This window comes from Caballeronia choica, assembly GCF_001544535.1.
Taxonomy (GTDB): Bacteria; Pseudomonadota; Gammaproteobacteria; order Burkholderiales; family Burkholderiaceae; genus Caballeronia; species Caballeronia choica.
This window is the reverse complement of the sequence record NZ_FCON02000038.1, coordinates 1-16,895: the sequence shown is the minus strand read 5'-3', so window position 1 is coordinate 16,895 and position 16,895 is coordinate 1. Positions and strand designations below refer to the sequence as shown.

Annotated in this window: 15 protein-coding genes and 1 pseudogene; 7 read left to right on the top strand and 9 right to left on the bottom strand. The window is 62.6% G+C overall.

Going from position 1 to position 16,895, the window contains the following annotated elements:
- Positions 1–90 precede the first annotated feature (90 nt).
- The 4 genes from AWB68_RS18220 to AWB68_RS18205 all read left to right on the top strand — a co-directional run bounded on the left by AWB68_RS18220 (position 91) and on the right by AWB68_RS18205 (position 5,896).
- Positions 91–1,761 carry a 3-(methylthio)propionyl-CoA ligase gene (locus tag AWB68_RS18220; RefSeq protein WP_087645745.1) on the top strand — a complete coding sequence of 557 codons (1,671 nt, stop codon included), beginning with the start codon at positions 91–93 and terminating at the stop codon, positions 1,759–1,761.
- 175 nt (positions 1,762–1,936) lie between these two features.
- Entirely contained in the window at positions 1,937–4,021 is a 2,085-nt protein-coding gene (locus AWB68_RS18215; protein WP_087645744.1) for a 3-hydroxyacyl-CoA dehydrogenase NAD-binding domain-containing protein, read from the top strand.
- A 32-nt stretch (positions 4,022–4,053) separates the two neighbouring features.
- On the top strand, positions 4,054–4,692 hold the full coding sequence (gene pncA, locus AWB68_RS18210) for a bifunctional nicotinamidase/pyrazinamidase (RefSeq protein WP_087645782.1): 639 nt from the start codon (positions 4,054–4,056) through the stop codon (positions 4,690–4,692).
- Between the two features lie 25 nt (positions 4,693–4,717).
- Positions 4,718–5,896, top strand: a complete 1,179-nt coding sequence (locus AWB68_RS18205) for an acetyl-CoA C-acyltransferase (RefSeq protein ID WP_087645743.1) — start codon at positions 4,718–4,720, stop codon at positions 5,894–5,896.
- Between the two features lie 191 nt (positions 5,897–6,087).
- Here AWB68_RS18205 and AWB68_RS18200 read toward each other — a convergent pair whose 3' ends face one another.
- On the bottom strand, positions 6,088–6,462 hold the full coding sequence (locus tag AWB68_RS18200; protein ID WP_087645781.1) for a DUF4148 domain-containing protein: 375 nt from the start codon (positions 6,460–6,462) through the stop codon (positions 6,088–6,090).
- Positions 6,463–6,976: 514 nt separating this feature from the next.
- Here AWB68_RS18200 and AWB68_RS18195 point away from each other — a divergent pair.
- Entirely contained in the window at positions 6,977–7,954 is a 978-nt protein-coding gene (locus tag AWB68_RS18195; protein ID WP_235028401.1) for a helix-turn-helix domain-containing protein, read from the top strand.
- 246 nt (positions 7,955–8,200) lie between these two features.
- Here the strand turns inward: AWB68_RS18195 and AWB68_RS18190 are convergent, their stop codons facing one another.
- The 3 genes from AWB68_RS18190 to AWB68_RS18180 all read right to left on the bottom strand — a co-directional run bounded on the left by AWB68_RS18190 (position 8,201) and on the right by AWB68_RS18180 (position 10,072).
- Positions 8,201–8,998 (bottom strand): SDR family NAD(P)-dependent oxidoreductase, encoded by a 798-nt coding sequence (locus AWB68_RS18190; RefSeq protein ID WP_087645741.1) that lies wholly within the window; start codon positions 8,996–8,998, stop codon positions 8,201–8,203.
- A gap of 198 nt (positions 8,999–9,196) precedes the next feature.
- The gene (locus AWB68_RS18185; RefSeq protein ID WP_087645740.1) at positions 9,197–9,553 is read right to left on the bottom strand and encodes a hypothetical protein; all 357 of its coding nucleotides are present in this window, start codon (positions 9,551–9,553) and stop codon (positions 9,197–9,199) included.
- 81 nt (positions 9,554–9,634) lie between these two features.
- The gene (locus tag AWB68_RS18180) at positions 9,635–10,072 is read right to left on the bottom strand and encodes a 2,4'-dihydroxyacetophenone dioxygenase family protein (protein WP_087645739.1); all 438 of its coding nucleotides are present in this window, start codon (positions 10,070–10,072) and stop codon (positions 9,635–9,637) included.
- A gap of 445 nt (positions 10,073–10,517) precedes the next feature.
- Here AWB68_RS18180 and AWB68_RS18175 point away from each other — a divergent pair, with 445 nt between their 5' ends.
- Together AWB68_RS18175 and AWB68_RS18170 are read left to right on the top strand one after the other, a co-directional pair.
- Complete coding sequence (locus AWB68_RS18175; protein WP_087645738.1) at positions 10,518–11,393, top strand: VOC family protein; 876 nt, start codon at positions 10,518–10,520, stop codon at positions 11,391–11,393.
- 92 nt (positions 11,394–11,485) lie between these two features.
- The gene (locus AWB68_RS18170) at positions 11,486–12,106 is read left to right on the top strand and encodes a hypothetical protein (RefSeq protein ID WP_235028400.1); all 621 of its coding nucleotides are present in this window, start codon (positions 11,486–11,488) and stop codon (positions 12,104–12,106) included.
- A 135-nt stretch (positions 12,107–12,241) separates the two neighbouring features.
- On the opposite strand, the gene AWB68_RS18165 is transcribed toward AWB68_RS18170, so the two are convergent.
- The 5 genes and pseudogenes from AWB68_RS18165 to AWB68_RS18145 form a co-directional block, all read right to left on the bottom strand.
- Complete coding sequence (locus AWB68_RS18165) at positions 12,242–13,315, bottom strand: ABC transporter ATP-binding protein (RefSeq protein WP_087645737.1); 1,074 nt, start codon at positions 13,313–13,315, stop codon at positions 12,242–12,244.
- A 24-nt stretch (positions 13,316–13,339) separates the two neighbouring features.
- Entirely contained in the window at positions 13,340–14,209 is an 870-nt protein-coding gene (locus AWB68_RS18160; protein WP_087645736.1) for an ABC transporter permease, read from the bottom strand.
- On the bottom strand, positions 14,206–15,135 hold the full coding sequence (locus tag AWB68_RS18155; protein WP_087645735.1) for an ABC transporter permease: 930 nt from the start codon (positions 15,133–15,135) through the stop codon (positions 14,206–14,208). The genes AWB68_RS18160 and AWB68_RS18155 overlap by 4 nt, the downstream gene beginning before the upstream one ends.
- Positions 15,132–16,226, bottom strand: a complete 1,095-nt coding sequence (locus AWB68_RS18150) for an ABC transporter substrate-binding protein (RefSeq protein WP_087645734.1) — start codon at positions 16,224–16,226, stop codon at positions 15,132–15,134. Before AWB68_RS18150 ends, AWB68_RS18155 begins: the two co-directional genes overlap by 4 nt.
- 393 nt (positions 16,227–16,619) lie before the next feature.
- Positions 16,620–16,895 (bottom strand): annotated as a pseudogene (locus tag AWB68_RS18145) (MFS transporter); the annotation flags it as partial.

Here is a 16,895-nt window from a genome sequence, read left to right as displayed (position 1 = left end):
GCAGGACCCGATGCGGGCACGGCTGAAACGCGCGTGAAGCACCCTTGAAAATCGCCGGAACGCAGCTCCGCACCCTTGAGGACTTTGCCCATGACGTCGCCGCTTTACGGCCAGATGATGGATGTACCGCTGCTGGCATCGTCGTTGTTGTCTCACGCCGCAAGGCACCACGGCGATACCGAGATCGTGACGCGCCGTATCGAGGGAGACATTCACCGCTACACCTATCGCGACTGCGAAAAGCGCGCGAAGCAGTTGGCGCAGGCGCTGATCGCGCTGGGCGTCGAGCCGGGCGAGCGCATCGGCACGCTCGCATGGAACACCTACCGGCATCTCGAGTGCTACTACGGCACCACCGGCATGGGCGCTGTCTGCCATACGATCAATCCGCGTCTCTTTCCCGATCAGATCGCGTTCATCATCGATCACGCCGACGATTCCTACGTCTGCTTCGACATGACGTTCGCGCCGCTCGTCGACATCATCGCGCCGCAGTGCCCGAAGGTGAAGGGCTGGATCGCACTCGGCGATGCGTCGTGCATCGCCGAGCATCTCGATGCGTATCTCACCGACCCGGCCGTGCCGGTGCTGAGCTACGAGACGCTCGTGAACGCGCAGGACGGCGACTACGAATGGCCCGTCTTCGACGAACGCACGGCCTCGTTCCTCTGCTACACGTCGGGCACGACCGGCAATCCGAAGGGCGCGCTCTATTCGCATCGCTCGACGGTGCTGCATGCGTATGGCGCAGCGTTGCCCGATGCGATGGGCGCCTCGTGCAGCGACGCGATCCTGCCTGTCGTGCCGATGTTCCATGTGAACGCGTGGGGCATTCCGCACGCGGCGCCGCTGGTCGGCGCGAAGCTCGTGTTCCCGGGCAAGGACCTCGACGGCAAGTCGCTCTACGAGTTGATGGAAGCCGAAGGCGTCACCTACTCGGCCGGCGTGCCGACCGTCTGGCTTGGGCTGCTCACGTACATGAAGCAGGCCGGCGCGCGCTTCTCGACGTTGAAGCGCACGGTGATCGGCGGCTCGGCGTGCCCGCCCGCCATGCTGCGCACCTTCGAGGACGAATACGGCGTCGAGGTGATCCACGCGTGGGGCATGACGGAGATGTCGCCGCTCGGCACGCTCGCGCGGCTCAACGGGCAGCAGAAGCAGCGCTCGCCCGAGGAACGGCGCCATTCGCGCGAGAAGCAGGGCCGCGTGATCTTCGGCGTCGACATGAAAGTGGTCGGCGACGACGGCCAGGAACTGCCGTGGGACGGCCGCGCGTTCGGCGACCTGCACGTGCGCGGGCCGTGGGTGATCGACCGCTACTATCGCCGCGACGAACAACCGCTCGTCGACGGCTGGTTTCCGACCGGCGACGTCGCCACGATCGACGCCGACGGCTTCATGCACATCACCGACCGCAGCAAGGACGTGATCAAGTCCGGCGGCGAATGGATCAGCTCGATCGACCTGGAGAACATCGCGGTGTCGCATCCGCAGGTGGCGGAGGCGGCGTGCATCGCGTGCTCGCATCCGAAGTGGACGGAGCGGCCGCTTGTCGTCGCCGTGCTGCGCCCGGGCGCAACCGTGACGCGCGACGAACTGCTCGCGTTCTACGAGGGCAAGGTCGCGAAGTGGTGGATTCCGGACGATGTCGTGTTCGCCGACGAGTTGCCGCATACCGCGACCGGCAAGCTGCAAAAGCTGCGGCTGCGCGAAATTTACCGCGATCACGTCCTGCCGAGTGCCGTCGAAAAAGCCGTTTGAGCGCCTGACTGCCAGCGCCCGAGCCGTCGAGGTTCGGGTAAACACCCATATTCGATTGTCGTCACAAATTGAACGATCGTTCTTTTTTGTGTATTCTGGCGCGGTAACTCAAAATACTTTGAGGCACCGTCGCCGCTTTGCGTGACGCAAGCGGCATCGAATGGAGGCAGACCAAATGGCAGTGGCTTACACAGTCCGCGACGGCATCGCCGTCATCACGCTCGACAACCCGCCGGTCAATGGACTCGGGGCCAGCACGCGGCTCGGGATCGTCGAGGGCATCGAGCGCGCGCGCGACGATGCGTCGATTTCCGGCATCGTGCTCATCGGCGCCGGCAAGGCATTCTCCGGCGGCGCCGACATCACCGAATTCAACACGCCCAAGGCGTTGCAGGAACCGTCGCTGCATACCGTCATCAAGGCGGTCGAGGGCAGCGCGAAACCGGTCGTCGCGGCGATTCACAGCGTCGCGATGGGGGGCGGGCTCGAACTCGCGCTCGGCGCGCATTACCGCGTGGCCGCGCCCGGCGCGCAGATCGCGCTGCCCGAAGTGAAGCTCGGCCTCCTGCCGGGCGCCGGCGGCACGCAGCGCCTGCCGCGTGCGGTCGGGCTCGAGACCGCGCTGAACATGATCGTGTCGGGTACGCCCGTGCTGTCCGAGAAGCTCGGCGGAACGGGGTTGTTCGATCGCATCGTGGAAGGCGATTTGCTCGATGAGGCCGTGAAGTTCGCGAAGCAGGCGGGCGCGCAAAGCGGCCCGCATCCGAAGGTGCGCGATCGCAAGATCGAGCATCCGAACGCCGAGGGCTTCATCCAGTTCGCGCGCAACAGCGTTGCGGCAATCGCGAAGAATTTCCCGGCGCCGCACAAGTGCATCGACGCCGTCGAGGCCGGCGTGAAGAACGGCTTCGACCAGGGCCTCGCCTTCGAGCGCGAATGCTTCCTCGCGCTCGTGCAGACGCCCGAAAGCCGTGCGCTGCGCCATGCGTTCTTCGGCGAACGCGCGGCGAGCAAGATTCCCGACGTGCCGTCGTCGACGCCCGTGCGCAAGATCGAGCGCGTCGGCGTGATCGGCGCGGGCACGATGGGCGGCGGCATCGCGATGAACTTCGTCAACGCGGGGCTGCCGGTCACCCTGCTGGAAACGAAGCAGGACGCGCTCGATCGCGGCGTTGCCACCATCCGCAAGAACTACGAAGCGCAGGTCAAGAAGGGCAAGCTCACGGTCGAGAAGCTCGAAGAGCGCCTTCTGCTGATCAAGCCGACGCTCGCCTACGACGATCTCGCGCAAGCCGATCTCATCATCGAGGCCGTGTTCGAAGAACTCGGCGTGAAGGACCAGGTGTTCAAGCGGATCGATGCAGTCGCGAAACCGGGCGCGATCCTCGCCTCGAATACGTCGACGCTCGATGTCAACAAGATCGCGGCGTTCACGAAGCGACCCGAGGATGTGGTCGGCATGCACTTCTTCAGCCCGGCCAACGTGATGAAGCTGCTCGAAGTCGTGCGCGGCGAGAAGACCGCGAAGGACGTGCTCGCCACCGTCATGCAGCTCGCGAAGAAGATCAGGAAGACTGCGGTGGTTTCGGGCGTCTGTGACGGCTTCATCGGCAACCGCATGATCGAGCAGTACATCCGGCAAGCGCTCTTCATGCTCGAAGAAGGCGCGCTGCCGGCGCAGGTCGATCGCGCGATCGAGAAGTTCGGCTTTGCGATGGGACCGTTCCGCATGAGCGATCTCGCGGGCAACGACATCGGCTGGGCGATCCGCAAGCGCCGCTATCAGGAGCAGCCGGACCTGCATTATTCACGCATCGCCGACCGGCTGTGCGAGACCGGCCGCTTCGGTCAGAAGACGGGCGCCGGCTGGTACGACTACAAGCCGGGCGAACGCAATGCGCAGCCTTCGAAACTCGTCGACGAGATGATCGTCGCGTATTCGAAGGAGCAGGGCGTTGCGCGTCGCAAGATTTCCGACGAGGAAATCGTCGAGCGGCTCGTGTTTTCGCTCGTCAACGAAGGCGCGAAGATCCTCGAAGAAGGCATTGCGTCGAAGGCTTCGGATATCGACATGGTCTATCTGACAGGCTATGGCTTCCCGCTCTGGCGCGGCGGCCCGATGCTGTATGCCGATACGGTCGGCCTCTATAACGTCGAGCGCGCGATGCGCAAGTACGCGGCCCAGCCGAACGGCGATGCATGGAAGCCGGCGAAACTCGTGACTGAGCTTGCGTCGCAGGGCAAGGGCTTCACTAGCTGATCGACGCTTCAACGCATGAGTAGAGGCCGATGATGAAAGGCGCAGACGAAGTCCTTTTGGCAGTCGACGTTCAATACGATTTCATGCCGGGTGGCGCGCTTGCGGTTGCGCACGGCGATGAGATCGTGCCTGTCGTCAACCGGCTGTCCCGCGAGTTTTCGCATGTCGTGCTGACGCAGGACTGGCATCCGCGCGGACACATTTCGTTTGCGGCCAATCACGCCGGACGCGCGCCGTTCGAGACCATGACGCTGCCCTACGGCGAGCAGGTGCTGTGGCCGACCCATTGCGTGCAGGACACCGAAGGCGCGGCGCTGCATCGCGATCTCGACGTGCCGCACGCGCGACTCGTGATCCGCAAGGGCCATCACGCCGATGTCGACAGCTACTCGGCGTTCGTCGAAGCCGACCGCAGGACGCCGACCGGCCTCGCGGGCTATCTGCGCGACGTGGGCGTGACGCGCGTCTACCTGTGCGGACTCGCGACCGACTACTGCGTCGCGTGGTCCGCGCTCGATGCGCGCCGCGCGGGCTTCGCGGTCACGGTGATCGAAGACGCGTGCCGCGCAATCGACCTCGGCGGGTCGCTCGCGAAAGCGTGGCAAGACATGACGGCCGCGGGCGTGGAGCGCATCGATTCGAACGCTCTCGGCACGCGCCAACCCCATTGAATGAATATTCGAAGCAGGAGAGAACATGACTGACGCAGTAATCGTATCGACAGCACGCACGGGCCTCGCCAAATCCTGGCGCGGCGCGCTCAACATGACGCACGGCGCGACGCTCGGCGGCCACGTAACGAAGGCCGCCGTCGAGCGTGCCGGAATCGATCCGGCGCGCGTCGAGGACGTGATCATGGGCTGCGCGAACCCCGAAGGCGCGACGGGCGCCAACATCGCGCGGCAGATCGCGCTGCGCGGCGGCCTGCCCGTCACGGTGCCGGGCATGACGGTGAACCGCTTCTGCTCGTCGGGCTTGCAGACCATCGCGCTCGCGGCGCAACGGGTGATCGCGGGCGAGGGCGATGTCTATGTCGCGGGCGGCGTGGAGTCGATCTCGTGCGTGCAGAACGAGATGAATCGCCACATGATCGCCGATGGCTGGCTCACCGAGCACAAGCCGGAAATTTACTGGTCGATGCTGCAGACGGCGGAGAACGTCGCGAAGCGCTACGAGATTTCGAAGGAGCGGCAAGACGAGTACGGCGTGCAGTCGCAGCAGCGCGCGGCGGCGGGGCAGGCGGCGGGCCGCTTCGATGCCGAGATCGTGCCGATCACGGTGTTGGCCGGTGTCGCCGAGAAGGCGTCCGGGCGGCTCTTCACGAAGGAAGTGGCGCTCTCGTCCGATGAAGGCATTCGCGCCGATACGACGCTCGAAGGCGTATCGAAGATTCGTACCGCGATGCCCGGTGGCGTGGTCACGGCCGGCAATGCGAGCCAGTTTTCCGATGGGGCGTCGGCTTGCGTCGTGATGAACGCTTCGGTCGCGGAGAAGGAAGGGCTGCAGCCGCTCGGGATTTTTCGCGGTTTTGCTGTCGCCGGATGCGAGCCGGACGAGATGGGCATCGGGCCGGTGTTCGCCGTTCCCAAGTTGCTCAAGCAAGCCGGGTTGAAGGTCGAGGATATCGACCTGTGGGAGCTCAATGAAGCTTTCGCCGTGCAGGTGCTCTATTGCCGCGACAAGCTCGGCATCCCCAACGAGCGGCTGAACGTGAACGGCGGGGCGATCGCGGTGGGGCATCCGTATGGCGTGTCCGGCGCCCGGCTGACGGGGCATGCGCTGATCGAAGGGAAACGGCGCGGGGCGAAGTTTGTCGTCGTGACGATGTGTATCGGCGGTGGGCAGGGGGCCGCGGGGCTGTTTGAGGTGGTTTGACGCGCGTGCCTGGCAATTCGAACTGACCTTCTCGAATGCGATGTGTCAGTTCGATGCCGGCGATCATGGCTGCGATTGCAAAAGCGAAAGCGCGCAAACAAGTTGCGCGCCTCTAGGGTGTTACCTCAACGACTCAGGGCTCTGAGCCATCAAGCAGGCCAGTGGTTCCCTGTTGCAATTAACCCAGCCAATTACGAGCCGAAAAACACGGGTTTCATGCCGTCGTTTGCATCCGGGCGGACCGACGCACCGATCTTGTGGCCCACGCGAGCGACTGCGCTGTCGAACGAGCGCAGCGAATGATGGGTACCCGACGCCGACGTGCCGTCAGTGGCGCCGCCAAAATCCGTAGCAGCCCCGTTGTCAGCGTTCACGCGAGCCTGTGCGGCCTGAATGTTGGCCGGATATTGCGTTTGATCGCCAGCGGGATCGTAGCCTGCCTTTTCGATCTGAACCAATTGCGCCTTCACTTCCGCGCGGGTAACGGGTTGGTTCGATTGAGCGAAGGACGAGATAGCCGGAATTGCAAGGGCAGCAGCGACGATGAGCGATTGAACGAGTTTCATGATATTTACCTCCAACTTCGTTTCTTCCGCAAACACCCGTTTGCGTTTCAGTGATTGGAGTCTAGGCCTCAGGCGCTTCGGAATTAAGTGCAGACAGAACAAGGGATTATTGTCAAAATAAGCGTTAACCCTTAATCCCGTGTCGTTCTGGCAGGCAACACTCCTGTCTTGATGGAAACCAGCCAGCGTCGCCCACGCATCGTGGTTGACTGTTCGAGCCATGCGGCCGGACGAACGTCACGTAACAGAGAGGGCCGACAGGCTGCCTGTGGACGATGGCGCCTCAAAGCTGCGCTTCGTCTGAGAGGGGCGGTCCTACAGTTCCTTGCCGCGCTCGGGGGCGTCTGAATCCCGACGGAAGCGTTTTCGCAGGGCCTGGCCCTGAGCCGCGAAGCGTTCCGCGGCGAGGTAACGCGTATTGAAAGTGATGCCTCTTCGCATGTATCTTTGATGCGTGGAGGTGCGCGCACGCACGCGATAGATGCTGCGGCGCCAAGGAGACAGGAGACGCGACGTGCAGAATCCCTCGATCGAATGGTCAACCAGCGATGTTCCCTTGGGGGACCGCACCGACGCCTGGGAATCGGTGCTCAGTACAAGCTATCGGGAATGGCAGGTCCCGCATCGCCTGCCCGCCACGTTCTATGCTCACGTCAAACAACACGATTTCGCTGGAGCCGGGATTGTCGAGACGGTCTGTGACCCCTGCAGGGGACAGCGCACGCGAGGACAAGTACGTCACGACGACGAGCTTTATGTTGGGGTTCAACTGACGACCGCCGGCCGTGAGCGGTTCAAGATTGGCGATTCCGGCGTGGAGGTCGTATCCGAGGATGTCGTCGTCTGGACAACCGATCAGGTTGTCGAATTCGAGGTTCTCGAGCGTCTTCACAAGGTAACGCTGATGATTCCATGGTCAGTGATGCGGGAGCGGCTGCCGGAACGCAAACAACCACCCACCGGAGGCAAAATCGAAAGTCGCACGGGCGTTGGCTCGCTGCTCGCCGTCCACCTTCTCGCGCTCTCAAATGAAATCGAAAGGCTCGATGAGAGCGTTCAAGGTTCTGTCAGCAGGTCCACGCTTGAACTGTTGGGCATCGCACTATCCGGACAGCAGCCGTCCGCGACGTTTGATGCCAGCGCGGCCATGCTTCGCCGCGTGCAGGACTTCATCCTGCAACATCTCCACGAAGACGATCTGAATCCGACCCGCATCGCCGAGGCAAATCACATTTCGCTGCGCTATCTGCATATGCTGTTTCAGCGCAGCGACATGACCGTTTCGGGGTGGGTGCTGGACAGGCGGCTGCACGCCTGCAAGCAGGCGTTGACGGACCCGGCCTACAACCGGCAACGTATCTCGGAGATTGCGTTCCGCTGGGGCTTCAATTCGTCCAGCCACTTCTGTCGGGCGTTCAAGGAAAAGTACGGCGCCTCTCCGGGTGATGTGCGCAGGACCGTCGGCGTCGGGCCGGCGGATGAGTTCGCGTGACCAGGCGGACAGGAGGCATCCTATACCGCTCAGTTATCAGACTGCTTCCGCTTGCTTCGTGCGCACGCCTGCACGTAATGCCTGAGCGCTCGATACTTCGATCTCGTAGCCAAGAATGAAGAAGAAACCGCAGCGAACGCTCGAAGTCGTGAACACACACCATGGAGTGAATGATTCTGACCAATTTTTTGCGTCCGTGTTTCGTAGTGCGCGACGCGGCTCGGATGCTGCGCCGCGAACCTCCGGTTAAACCGAGAATCGACAGAGCGTCTCACCACCGTCGATGCGGATGAGGTCGCCGTGAATGTAACTCGACTCGTCCGACGCAAGGAATGTCGCCAGATTCGCAATGTCTTCAACCTCGCCCCAGCGTTTTAGGGGAATTGCTTCCGTGAACACTTTGTCGAAGTCCTTGTCGTCAAACAATGCGCGAGTCAGCGACGTCTTCGCATACGTTGGGCAGATGCCGTTGACGCGGATTTTGTCGCGCCCATACTCGATCGCGAGACAGCGGGTCAGATTCGCCGCCGCTCCCTTCGATATGTTGTAGACGGACTGTTTCGGGTGGCCTTGCAAGCCCGCCGTCGAAACGATGTTGACGATATTTCCGCCTCGTCCGTGCTTCAGAAACTCCTTGATAGCCTCCTGACAGCCGAACCATGTCCCCTTTACATTCACGTCAAAGCACGCGTCGAGGTCTTCGACTGCAAACTCGTGGGCGAGCTTGCCTGCGCGATAGATGCCTGCGTTGTTCACCATAATGTCCAGGCCGCCGAAAATCCTGACGGTTTCTCTCACCAGGTTGACGACCTGGTCGTGCTTCGTCACGTCGCACGCTACATACTGAGCCTTACCGCCGGCTTCCGTAATGGCTGCGGCAGTTGTCAGTTGCGGGTCGCCTTCGAAACCACCCTTGTTCGGTGCCTCATGAACGTCACTGACAACCACGTTGGCGCCTTGTGCCGCATACGCCATCGCGATACCACGACCGAATCCCGAACTTGCGCCCGTGACGATTGCGACCTTACCTTTGAGTCTGTCCATAAATCCTCCTGGAAGTTACAACCGGCCGCGACGGGCCAAGCCTCGCGCGATGGTTCGTCCATTGCCCGAGCTGGAGCCGGTTGCGATTGCCGTTCGGTTTTCGTGCTATTGGGGTTGTTGTCTCGTTGTAGTAATACTTTCGAATGGCTTTACGCTACGTGCCTTGCAGACGAAACACCGAACGCTCGACGTGCTCCGTCAGGCCGAGAAGGATGTGAACGTCTGGACCGCGATTTTTCCGTCCTTGACGACCAGCGTATCCGTTGCCAGGCTGATCCAGGGCTTTGCTTCCCAAGCGAGATACGCAACGTCGCGTACCGTGGTCATGCTGGTAATCTTGAATGCCGGCCAGAACGCCGGGTCCGCGCCGTCAAGGAAGGCCTTGAAGAAGCCCGTTATCTCCTCACGCCCGCGGAATGTCTTGTCTGGCGTAATGAGCGCGGAACTGTCGTCGTAATCCTTGAGAATCTCCTCCACGCCATGAGCAAAAGCGCCTAGATGATGGTCGAGGACCTGCCTGGTTGCAGCTTCTGTCTGTTCAGCGGAATTTGACATGTCGAATGTCCCCAAAAAGGGCCGTGGGATGTATCGGCAACGTTGGCCGCGCTGATACATGCATAGACAGCAGCAGTCTTTTCAGCCCGCGTACGCGCGCTGTGCTTCGTCCCAGGTGACCACCACGATCGGCGTGCCATCTTCCTTGATGAAGGACAGCGGTCCCAGGAACGTCATGTAGAACTCGCTGTCCACCGGGAATGAGGTCTTGTCGTGGCGTGCGTTTGCAGACTCATAGCCATACGCTGGTGCTACGACCGTATCGCCGCCGTGCTCGCTGCCACCGCGGACGTCCATGCGGCCTTTCGTCAGCAGGTATTCGCCCGGACCGACGTGAAAGTGCGCGTTGAAAGACGAGCCAGCCGGACAGTCAAAAATCGCGGTCCACGCGCCCATCTCGGGGGAAGCGTGGAGCATCTTCCAGCGGATGCCGCCGCGAGAGAGGGCGTCCGGGAAGGGTTTCCACGGAATGTCGTTGATTTGAACCGCTTCTTCCCGAACCTTCGGTTTGATTTCCATCGCCGTCTCCTGAGTTTGCCGAGCCGTTTTGAAGTTCGGCAAGGTTTGTGGGTGAGACAACACTATCGCAGCGAGAGGGACGAAGCTTGCACGCCAGTGCAACTCGAGTTGCCTGCCAGTGCAGTGGGGCGGGACGCTTCTCATGCAGCCGTTGTTTAATAGCCGGCGACGCTCACACATGGAGAAGCGCAGAACCAGCGATTTGCGAAACCTGCTCGCGCGAATGCGTTTCGATCGTTCATATTGTCGGATGTTATCGTCCGCTTGGGGGCAGATCGCAGGGCACATCCGCGTGCACCAACTGTTCGGTTGGCAAGTCAGGCAAAGATGTCGTGGCGGGCGCCGGGCCGGTGCATGATTGCGCGTATGGAGGCGTAGCGAAGAACAGCGAGAGGTGCTTCCTGATTCTCGTTACGTACCGCGTCAATACTTTGAGGTGATCAAAATGGATCGTTTCGATTACGCACGTGACGACACAGGCAATCTCGTGCTGCTCGAGCATGTCAACCTGACGATTCCGGACCAGCGTCTCGCGACTGCGTTCTATGTCAGCGGACTTGGGCTCACGCGCGATCCCTATCTGATGACCGGCGTGAACAATATGTGGATCAACATCGGTCGGTCTCAGATCCACTTGCCACAGGGCGACGCCCAGCGCCTGCGCGGGCACGTCGGGCTGGTCGTGGGCAGGCGCCAGTCGCTGCTCGAACGGCTGCGCGCAGTTCGGCCCGTGCTCGATGGAACCGCGTTCGAATGGACCGAGCGAGTCGACCGCGTAGAGGTCACGTGTCCATGGGGAAACCGCTACGACTGCCTCGACCCGGATGCGCATCAGGCGAACGTTTCGTGGTCCGGCATCGATCTCGGCATGGCGTATGTGCAGCTCGATGTGCCGGCCGGCTGTGCGGGATCGATTGCCTCGTTTTACCGCGACGTGTTCAGTGCGTCCGTCGAGCTTCGCGAGCGCAACGGCTTGCAGCAGGCGGTTATCGCGGTGGGGACGCGTCAGCAACTCGTCTATGCGGAAACGCTGGCGGCCAGCCCGGAATACGATGGGCATCACATCCAGATCTATGTCGCCAGCTTTTCCGATCCATACGCACGGCTCGCCGCGCGCGGTCTGACTTACGGCGAAGAACCTCATCAATATCGCTTCGCGGAACTCGTCGATCCCGTGAGTGGTGCCCATTGCTTCACGCTCGAACATGAGGTACGTAGTTTGCGTCATCCGCTTTATGCGAGACCGCTGGTGAACCGAAATCCAGATCAGAGCAACCGGAATTACCGAATGGGCGATGATGCGCGTAACGGCGTGATCTAGTGGGCGCGCAGCACTTTCCGAATGCAGCCCTTGAGCGAGGGCCATGGCTCCGTCGCTTCGGGTCAGTGATTCCGACGAACGCGAAATTGGCGATGACATCCGGTACCCTAGATCGGCGTACCGCACGCTTGGACCATCAGGCTTTGGGTGTCATTGCGGGCGGTGAGACGGGTTTTTCAAAATTCCCGTTGCCGGCAGATCAGAAGGACGGAGAACGGAGAAAGGAAATGAAGCCTCTCGCATTGATGAGTTTGACGCTTCTGTTTATCACGCTGTCGACCAGCACATTCGCCGACGACGCTGCCAACTGCAAAGCCGCAGGCGGTACGATGCTGACCGGTCAGGTCGTCTCACCGCCCAAGTTCAAGAGCGGTATGTTCCGTAAGGGCGTGGAACTGTCGCACACGCATCTGAGCCTGAAAGGCACCGACGGCAAGACCTATGATGTCGCCATCGACAACGTCTTCGCGTCGGGCTATCAGAAGAACAAAAAGGGCGTTCCGGCGCCGCTGAACACCGTCGAGGTGGGCGACAAGCTGGAACTGTGCGGCATACCATTCAGCGGCGGCATTCACTGGGTACACAACAACTGCGGCGATACGCCGACGAAGTCGGACCCGAATGGCTGGATCAAGAAAGTGAGCGCAGACGGCAGTGTCGAACAGAATCTGGAAGCCAGCCAGAAGTATTGCTACCTCTGGCCGCATCACTGAAACGCACATCTAAAGCGTCTCGATACCGACGAAGCCGCCGAGCACCGTCGACGCCGTGCGCGAGCATGCCCGCCTGGAAGTCGAAGCCGCTGAAATCGAACGCATGGGTCTTTGCGCGCTGCTCTCCGGGGTGATTCAGTGAGCCGCGCGTGCCGCGATCAGCTTGCAGGCATGCGCCGGCAATTCGGCCAGCACCGGCATGCCGAGCACCAGGCCCGGCGTTTCGCGCGGGGTTGTTGCGGCGGTCAGCGTGAAGCCGGCGCAGTCGATCGTCGCTTCGAGCGACGCGCCCACGTCGCGGATGAAGGTGACCGTACCGGCAAGGCGGTTGGGACCGATGTCGCTGGAGGCAGGCTTCACGAAGATGTCCTCGGGACGGATCAGCAGGCGAATGTCGCCCGTCGCGCCGGGCATGCTCGCCGGATTGGCGACGACAATCTGCTGACCGCCCGGAAGACTCACGCCACCGCGACTGTCGTACGTCACGGGCAGGATGTTGCCGAGACCGATGAAGTCGGCGACAAATTCGCTGACCGGGTTGCGGTAGATGTCGAGCGGCTTGCCGACCTGCGCAATCCGGCCTTTTTCCATCACGACGATTTCGTCGGCCATCGTCATCGCTTCGCGCTGGTCGTGCGTGACCATGATTGTCGTGATGCCGAGGCGCTGTTGCAGCAGGCGGATTTCCACCTGCATCGCCTCGCGCAGTTTGGCGTCGAGCGCGGACAGCGGCTCGTCGAGCAGCAGCAGTTTCGGCGAGGAAGCGATCGCGCGGGCGATTGCAACGCGTTGCCGCTGTCCGCCGGACAATTGCGTGACCGGCCGGTTCGCCATGTGCGGCAACTGGATCAGTTCGAGCAGTTCGGCAATGCGACGCGACTGCGCGGCTTTGTCCATCTTGCGCAGCCGCAGCGGATACGCGATGTTTTCCGCGACCGTCATATGCGGAAACAGCGCGAGCGACTGGAACACCATACCGAAGTCGCGCTTGTTGGCCGGCGCGGACGTAATGTCCTTGCCGGCGAAAACCACGCTGCCCGACGTCGGCGTTTCCAGTCCGGCGATGATTCGCAGCAGGGTCGTCTTTCCGCAGCCGGACGGGCCGAGAAAGCAGACCAGCTTGCCGTCCGGGATGCTCAGATCGACATGGTCGACGGCGTACGCGGCGTTATAGCGCTTGGTCACGGCCTGAAGTGTCAGATGAGTCATGAGGGTTCCTTGGGCTCTTGCGCGCTAGAGTGCGACGCCTTCATCGCCAATCAGCTTTTCAAGCAGCCAGATCAGCGCGAAGTCGATGGCGACGATGAAGACCGCGAACGAAAACACGGTCGGGTCGAGGGATGACACCGTGCGGCTGTAGAGCCAGATCGGCAGCGTCATCGTGTTGATGCCGTACAGGAAGAACGTCACCGTGAATTCGTTGAACGAGATGATGAACGCGAACAGCATGCCGGCCAGGATGCCGGGGCGCATCAAAGGCAGGATCACGTCGAAGAGGGCGCGGCTCGGGCTCGCGCCCATCACGCAGGCGGCTTCCTCGAACTCCGGACCGATCGACGCCACCGAGGCCGCGCAGTTCTTCACGGTGAACGGCAGCGCGAGAATCACGTGCGCGATGATGAGCCGGAACAGGCCGAGCTCGACGGGCAGCACGTTGAACACCAGCAGCAGCGACAGCCCGAGCATCACGAGCGGATAGACGAGCGGCAGCGCCACCAGTTGCTCGACGGCTGACTTGCCGCGAAAGCGGTAGCGGCTCAATGCATAGGCAGCAGGTACCGAGACCAGCGTCGCGATGATCATCGTCGACCCCGCGACGATCAGGCTCGTGGTCAGCGCGCTGCCCATCGACAGCACGTCGCTCGCATCCGGCGAGACGAAGCTGTGCCATGCCACCCGATACCAGTGCAGGCTATAGCCGGGCGGCGGAAACTGGAGCGTATCCGACGCGCTGAACGACATCGTGATCATCGTCAGGATCGGCAGCGCGGCGAGGAACAGGACGATCGCGGCGAGCAGCGCCGCGGGCTTGCCGAGCTGGCCCGGCATCGTCGCGGGCAGGCGCAGGGCGCGCAGAGGAAGCGAAGTGCCTGGGGTGCTCATGCAGACGGCTCCTTGATATGTTGCGTACGGTGCACGAGGCGCTGGGAGATCGCCATGACGACGAGCGTCGCGACCATCAACACCACGCCGGACGCCGAGGCAGCCGGCCAGTTCAAGAGCGGCGCGACCTGGTCGTGCACCAGCACGGCGAGCATCGGCACGCGCCTGCCGCCGAGCAAGAGCGGCACCGCGAACGCACTGGCGTTGTAGGCGAAGACGAGCAGCGCGCCGGAGACAAGCCCGGGCATCGCGAGCGGCAACATCACGTGGCGCAGCGTCTGCCAGCGCGTGGCGCCGAGCGTTGCCGCGGCTTCTTCGTACGAGCGGGACACGGCGCGCATCGCGCTCGACAACGGCAGCACCGCCAGCGGAAACGCGGTCTGGATCAGGCCGAGCAGCACGCCATGCTCGCGATAAAGCCATTGGAGCGGACGCTGGATTACGCCGCTGGCAAGCAATGCGTGATTGAGCAAGCCCGCAGGCCCGAGAATCACCAGCCAGCCATAGCCTTGCAGCAGCAGATTGACGAGCAGCGGCAACAGCACGCCCGCGAGGAGCAGGCGCCGCGCCAGCCGCGACTCGGTGCGCGCCATCGCCAGCGCGACCGGGATCGCCAGCAGCACCGCGCACACCATGCTCTGAAACGCGAGCCGCAGCGTAAGCAACAACGACTTCACGAAGTAGCTGTCGGCGAGATCGGCGTAATTCTGCAGCGTGAAGCTGCGCCATTCGTCGCCGGTCGTACCGAAGCTCATGCGCAGCACGACGAGCGACGCCGCGGCGAGCACCGCGAGAAACACGAGGATCGGCGCGAGCAGCAGCCACGGCCGGGCCCGGGCGAGCGCGGCACCCGGTGAGGGTGCCGCCGCCTCGTCCGGCGCCCCCGGTCCGGCGCGCTGCGAAGAGCGTTCGGTCATGGTGTTCATGCCGAGAAGATCTCGGTGTAGCGCTTGATCCAGGCGGGCTGCACGACAGCAAGTGCCTTGTCGTCATGCAGGAAAGCCTTTTCCGCGATTTGCTGCGGACTCGGCACATACGCGCGTCCTTCGGCCGGAATCATCGCCTTCGAGTTGACCGGACCGTTCAGGACGTCCGCAGCCATCTGGCCTTGCACACCCGCATCGAGCGAATGGTTGATGAATGCGTGAATGAGGTCGCTGTCGCCCGGGTGCGACTTCGGAATCACGGTGAACAGCAGTTGCGTGGCAAAACCTTCCTTCATGCCGTAGGTCACGCCCATCTTGTATTCGGGCTTCCTGATCTGGGCGGGAAAGAACGCCGGCGAATAGATGCCGCCGATATCGAGCGAACCCGTGCGGAACAGGTCGGCGACCTGGTTCGGATTCTCGCCGAGCGTCATGACGCGATCCTTCAACTGCGCGAGCTTCTTGAAGCCGGGATCGATGTTCTGCTGCGAGCCGCCCGACATCTTCGCGGCGATGATCGCCAGATCGACCGCCTCGGCAAACTCTGGCGGCGGCAGGAACAGGCGGCCGGCGTACTTGGGGTCCCACAGCGCTTCGTACGACGAGGGAGGCGTCTTGAAGGTCGACGTGCTGTAGATGAGGCCGTCGGACCAGAGCAGGTAACCGACACCAAAGCCGTTTGCGCCCGTTCGATACTGCGCGGACACGTCCTTGAGATTCGGCAGCTTGTCGAGATCGGGCTTGACGAGCAGGCCCGCATCGCCGAGACCCGCGGCGCCCACGCCCGCGAGCGTGATCACGTCATAGGTCGGACGGTCGCCCGCGGCCTTGACCTTGGCGACCATCCCGGAGGTACCGTCCGCGCGATCGGCAATCACCTTTGCGCCGGTCTTGGCCATGAAGGTCGCGGCGATATTGTGCAGTGCGGCAGTGCCCGTATCGTCCGACCAGGTCAACAGACGCAGGGTCTTGCCTGCGAAGTTGCGTTCCTGGGCTCTCACATTGATGAAGGGCATCGGTAGCGCGGACGCCGCGACTGCCGCACCGATCGTTTTGAAGGCCTGCCGCCGTGCTGAGCTAAATCCTGTCATTGCCGTCTCCTGGGGTGTGCGTTAGGTATCCGATCTATCCGCCGGGTGAGTGCCTGGATGGCGTCGCGTACAGGCTGACTCTAGGACTGCAAAAATGGCATCACAAGCGAAATATTGACATGCGTGTCATGACGAGAGCGCATGGCTGGTAACCTGCGTTCTCTAATCGACATGGATTCGTGCTCTCGTGAACCGCTGCTGGCAGTTCTATTCGCTGGCGGCACAAGACACATCTTGTGCCGGTCTACGCGAAGCGGTGCGTACGTACCTCGCGATGGTCGAATGCCATGCGTCGTACGGCTACCGGCTAATCGAGCCGACGCGGGCGTGAAGACGCGCGCGCCAGCGCCGTGCCGGACGCACTCGACATGCTGGGCGCCGCATGTGATGCGGTTAGACCGACGCGTTCAGGTGCGGGGCTGCGATGCGCAGCGTGCTGACGACGGCCGCGGCAGCCGCGAACGCGGCGGCGACATAGAGCGCGATCGTCGGCCCGTGCCCGGGTGCGACGCCGAAGATCAGCGCGACGAGCGCCGTGCCGAGCATCTGCCCGGTCAGCCGCGCGGTGCTGAGCATGCCACCCGCGCTGCCGCTGCGCTGGCGCGGCGCCGACGACAGTATTGCGCGGTTGTTCGGCGCCATGAACAGGCCAAAGCCGGCACCGCACAG

What these genes read in the sequence shown, in the direction of transcription:
- AWB68_RS18165 (WP_087645737.1), bottom strand. Translation starts at nt 13,315, where the DNA reads ATGACTCATCTGACACTTCAGGCCGTGACCAAGCGCTATAACGCCGCG.
- AWB68_RS18180 (WP_087645739.1), bottom strand. Translation starts at nt 10,072, where the DNA reads ATGGAAATCAAACCGAAGGTTCGGGAAGAAGCGGTTCAAATCAACGAC.
- AWB68_RS18205 (WP_087645743.1), top strand. Translation starts at nt 4,718, where the DNA reads ATGACTGACGCAGTAATCGTATCGACAGCACGCACGGGCCTCGCCAAA.
- AWB68_RS18215 (WP_087645744.1), top strand. Translation starts at nt 1,937, where the DNA reads ATGGCAGTGGCTTACACAGTCCGCGACGGCATCGCCGTCATCACGCTC.
- pncA (WP_087645782.1), top strand. Translation starts at nt 4,054, where the DNA reads ATGAAAGGCGCAGACGAAGTCCTTTTGGCAGTCGACGTTCAATACGAT.
- AWB68_RS18175 (WP_087645738.1), top strand. Translation starts at nt 10,518, where the DNA reads ATGGATCGTTTCGATTACGCACGTGACGACACAGGCAATCTCGTGCTG.
- AWB68_RS18150 (WP_087645734.1), bottom strand. Translation starts at nt 16,226, where the DNA reads ATGACAGGATTTAGCTCAGCACGGCGGCAGGCCTTCAAAACGATCGGT.
- AWB68_RS18160 (WP_087645736.1), bottom strand. Translation starts at nt 14,209, where the DNA reads ATGAGCACCCCAGGCACTTCGCTTCCTCTGCGCGCCCTGCGCCTGCCC.
- AWB68_RS18185 (WP_087645740.1), bottom strand. Translation starts at nt 9,553, where the DNA reads ATGTCAAATTCCGCTGAACAGACAGAAGCTGCAACCAGGCAGGTCCTC.
- AWB68_RS18155 (WP_087645735.1), bottom strand. Translation starts at nt 15,135, where the DNA reads ATGAACACCATGACCGAACGCTCTTCGCAGCGCGCCGGACCGGGGGCG.
- AWB68_RS18220 (WP_087645745.1), top strand. Translation starts at nt 91, where the DNA reads ATGACGTCGCCGCTTTACGGCCAGATGATGGATGTACCGCTGCTGGCA.
- AWB68_RS18170 (WP_235028400.1), top strand. Translation starts at nt 11,486, where the DNA reads ATGACATCCGGTACCCTAGATCGGCGTACCGCACGCTTGGACCATCAG.
- AWB68_RS18200 (WP_087645781.1), bottom strand. Translation starts at nt 6,462, where the DNA reads ATGAAACTCGTTCAATCGCTCATCGTCGCTGCTGCCCTTGCAATTCCG.
- AWB68_RS18190 (WP_087645741.1), bottom strand. Translation starts at nt 8,998, where the DNA reads ATGGACAGACTCAAAGGTAAGGTCGCAATCGTCACGGGCGCAAGTTCG.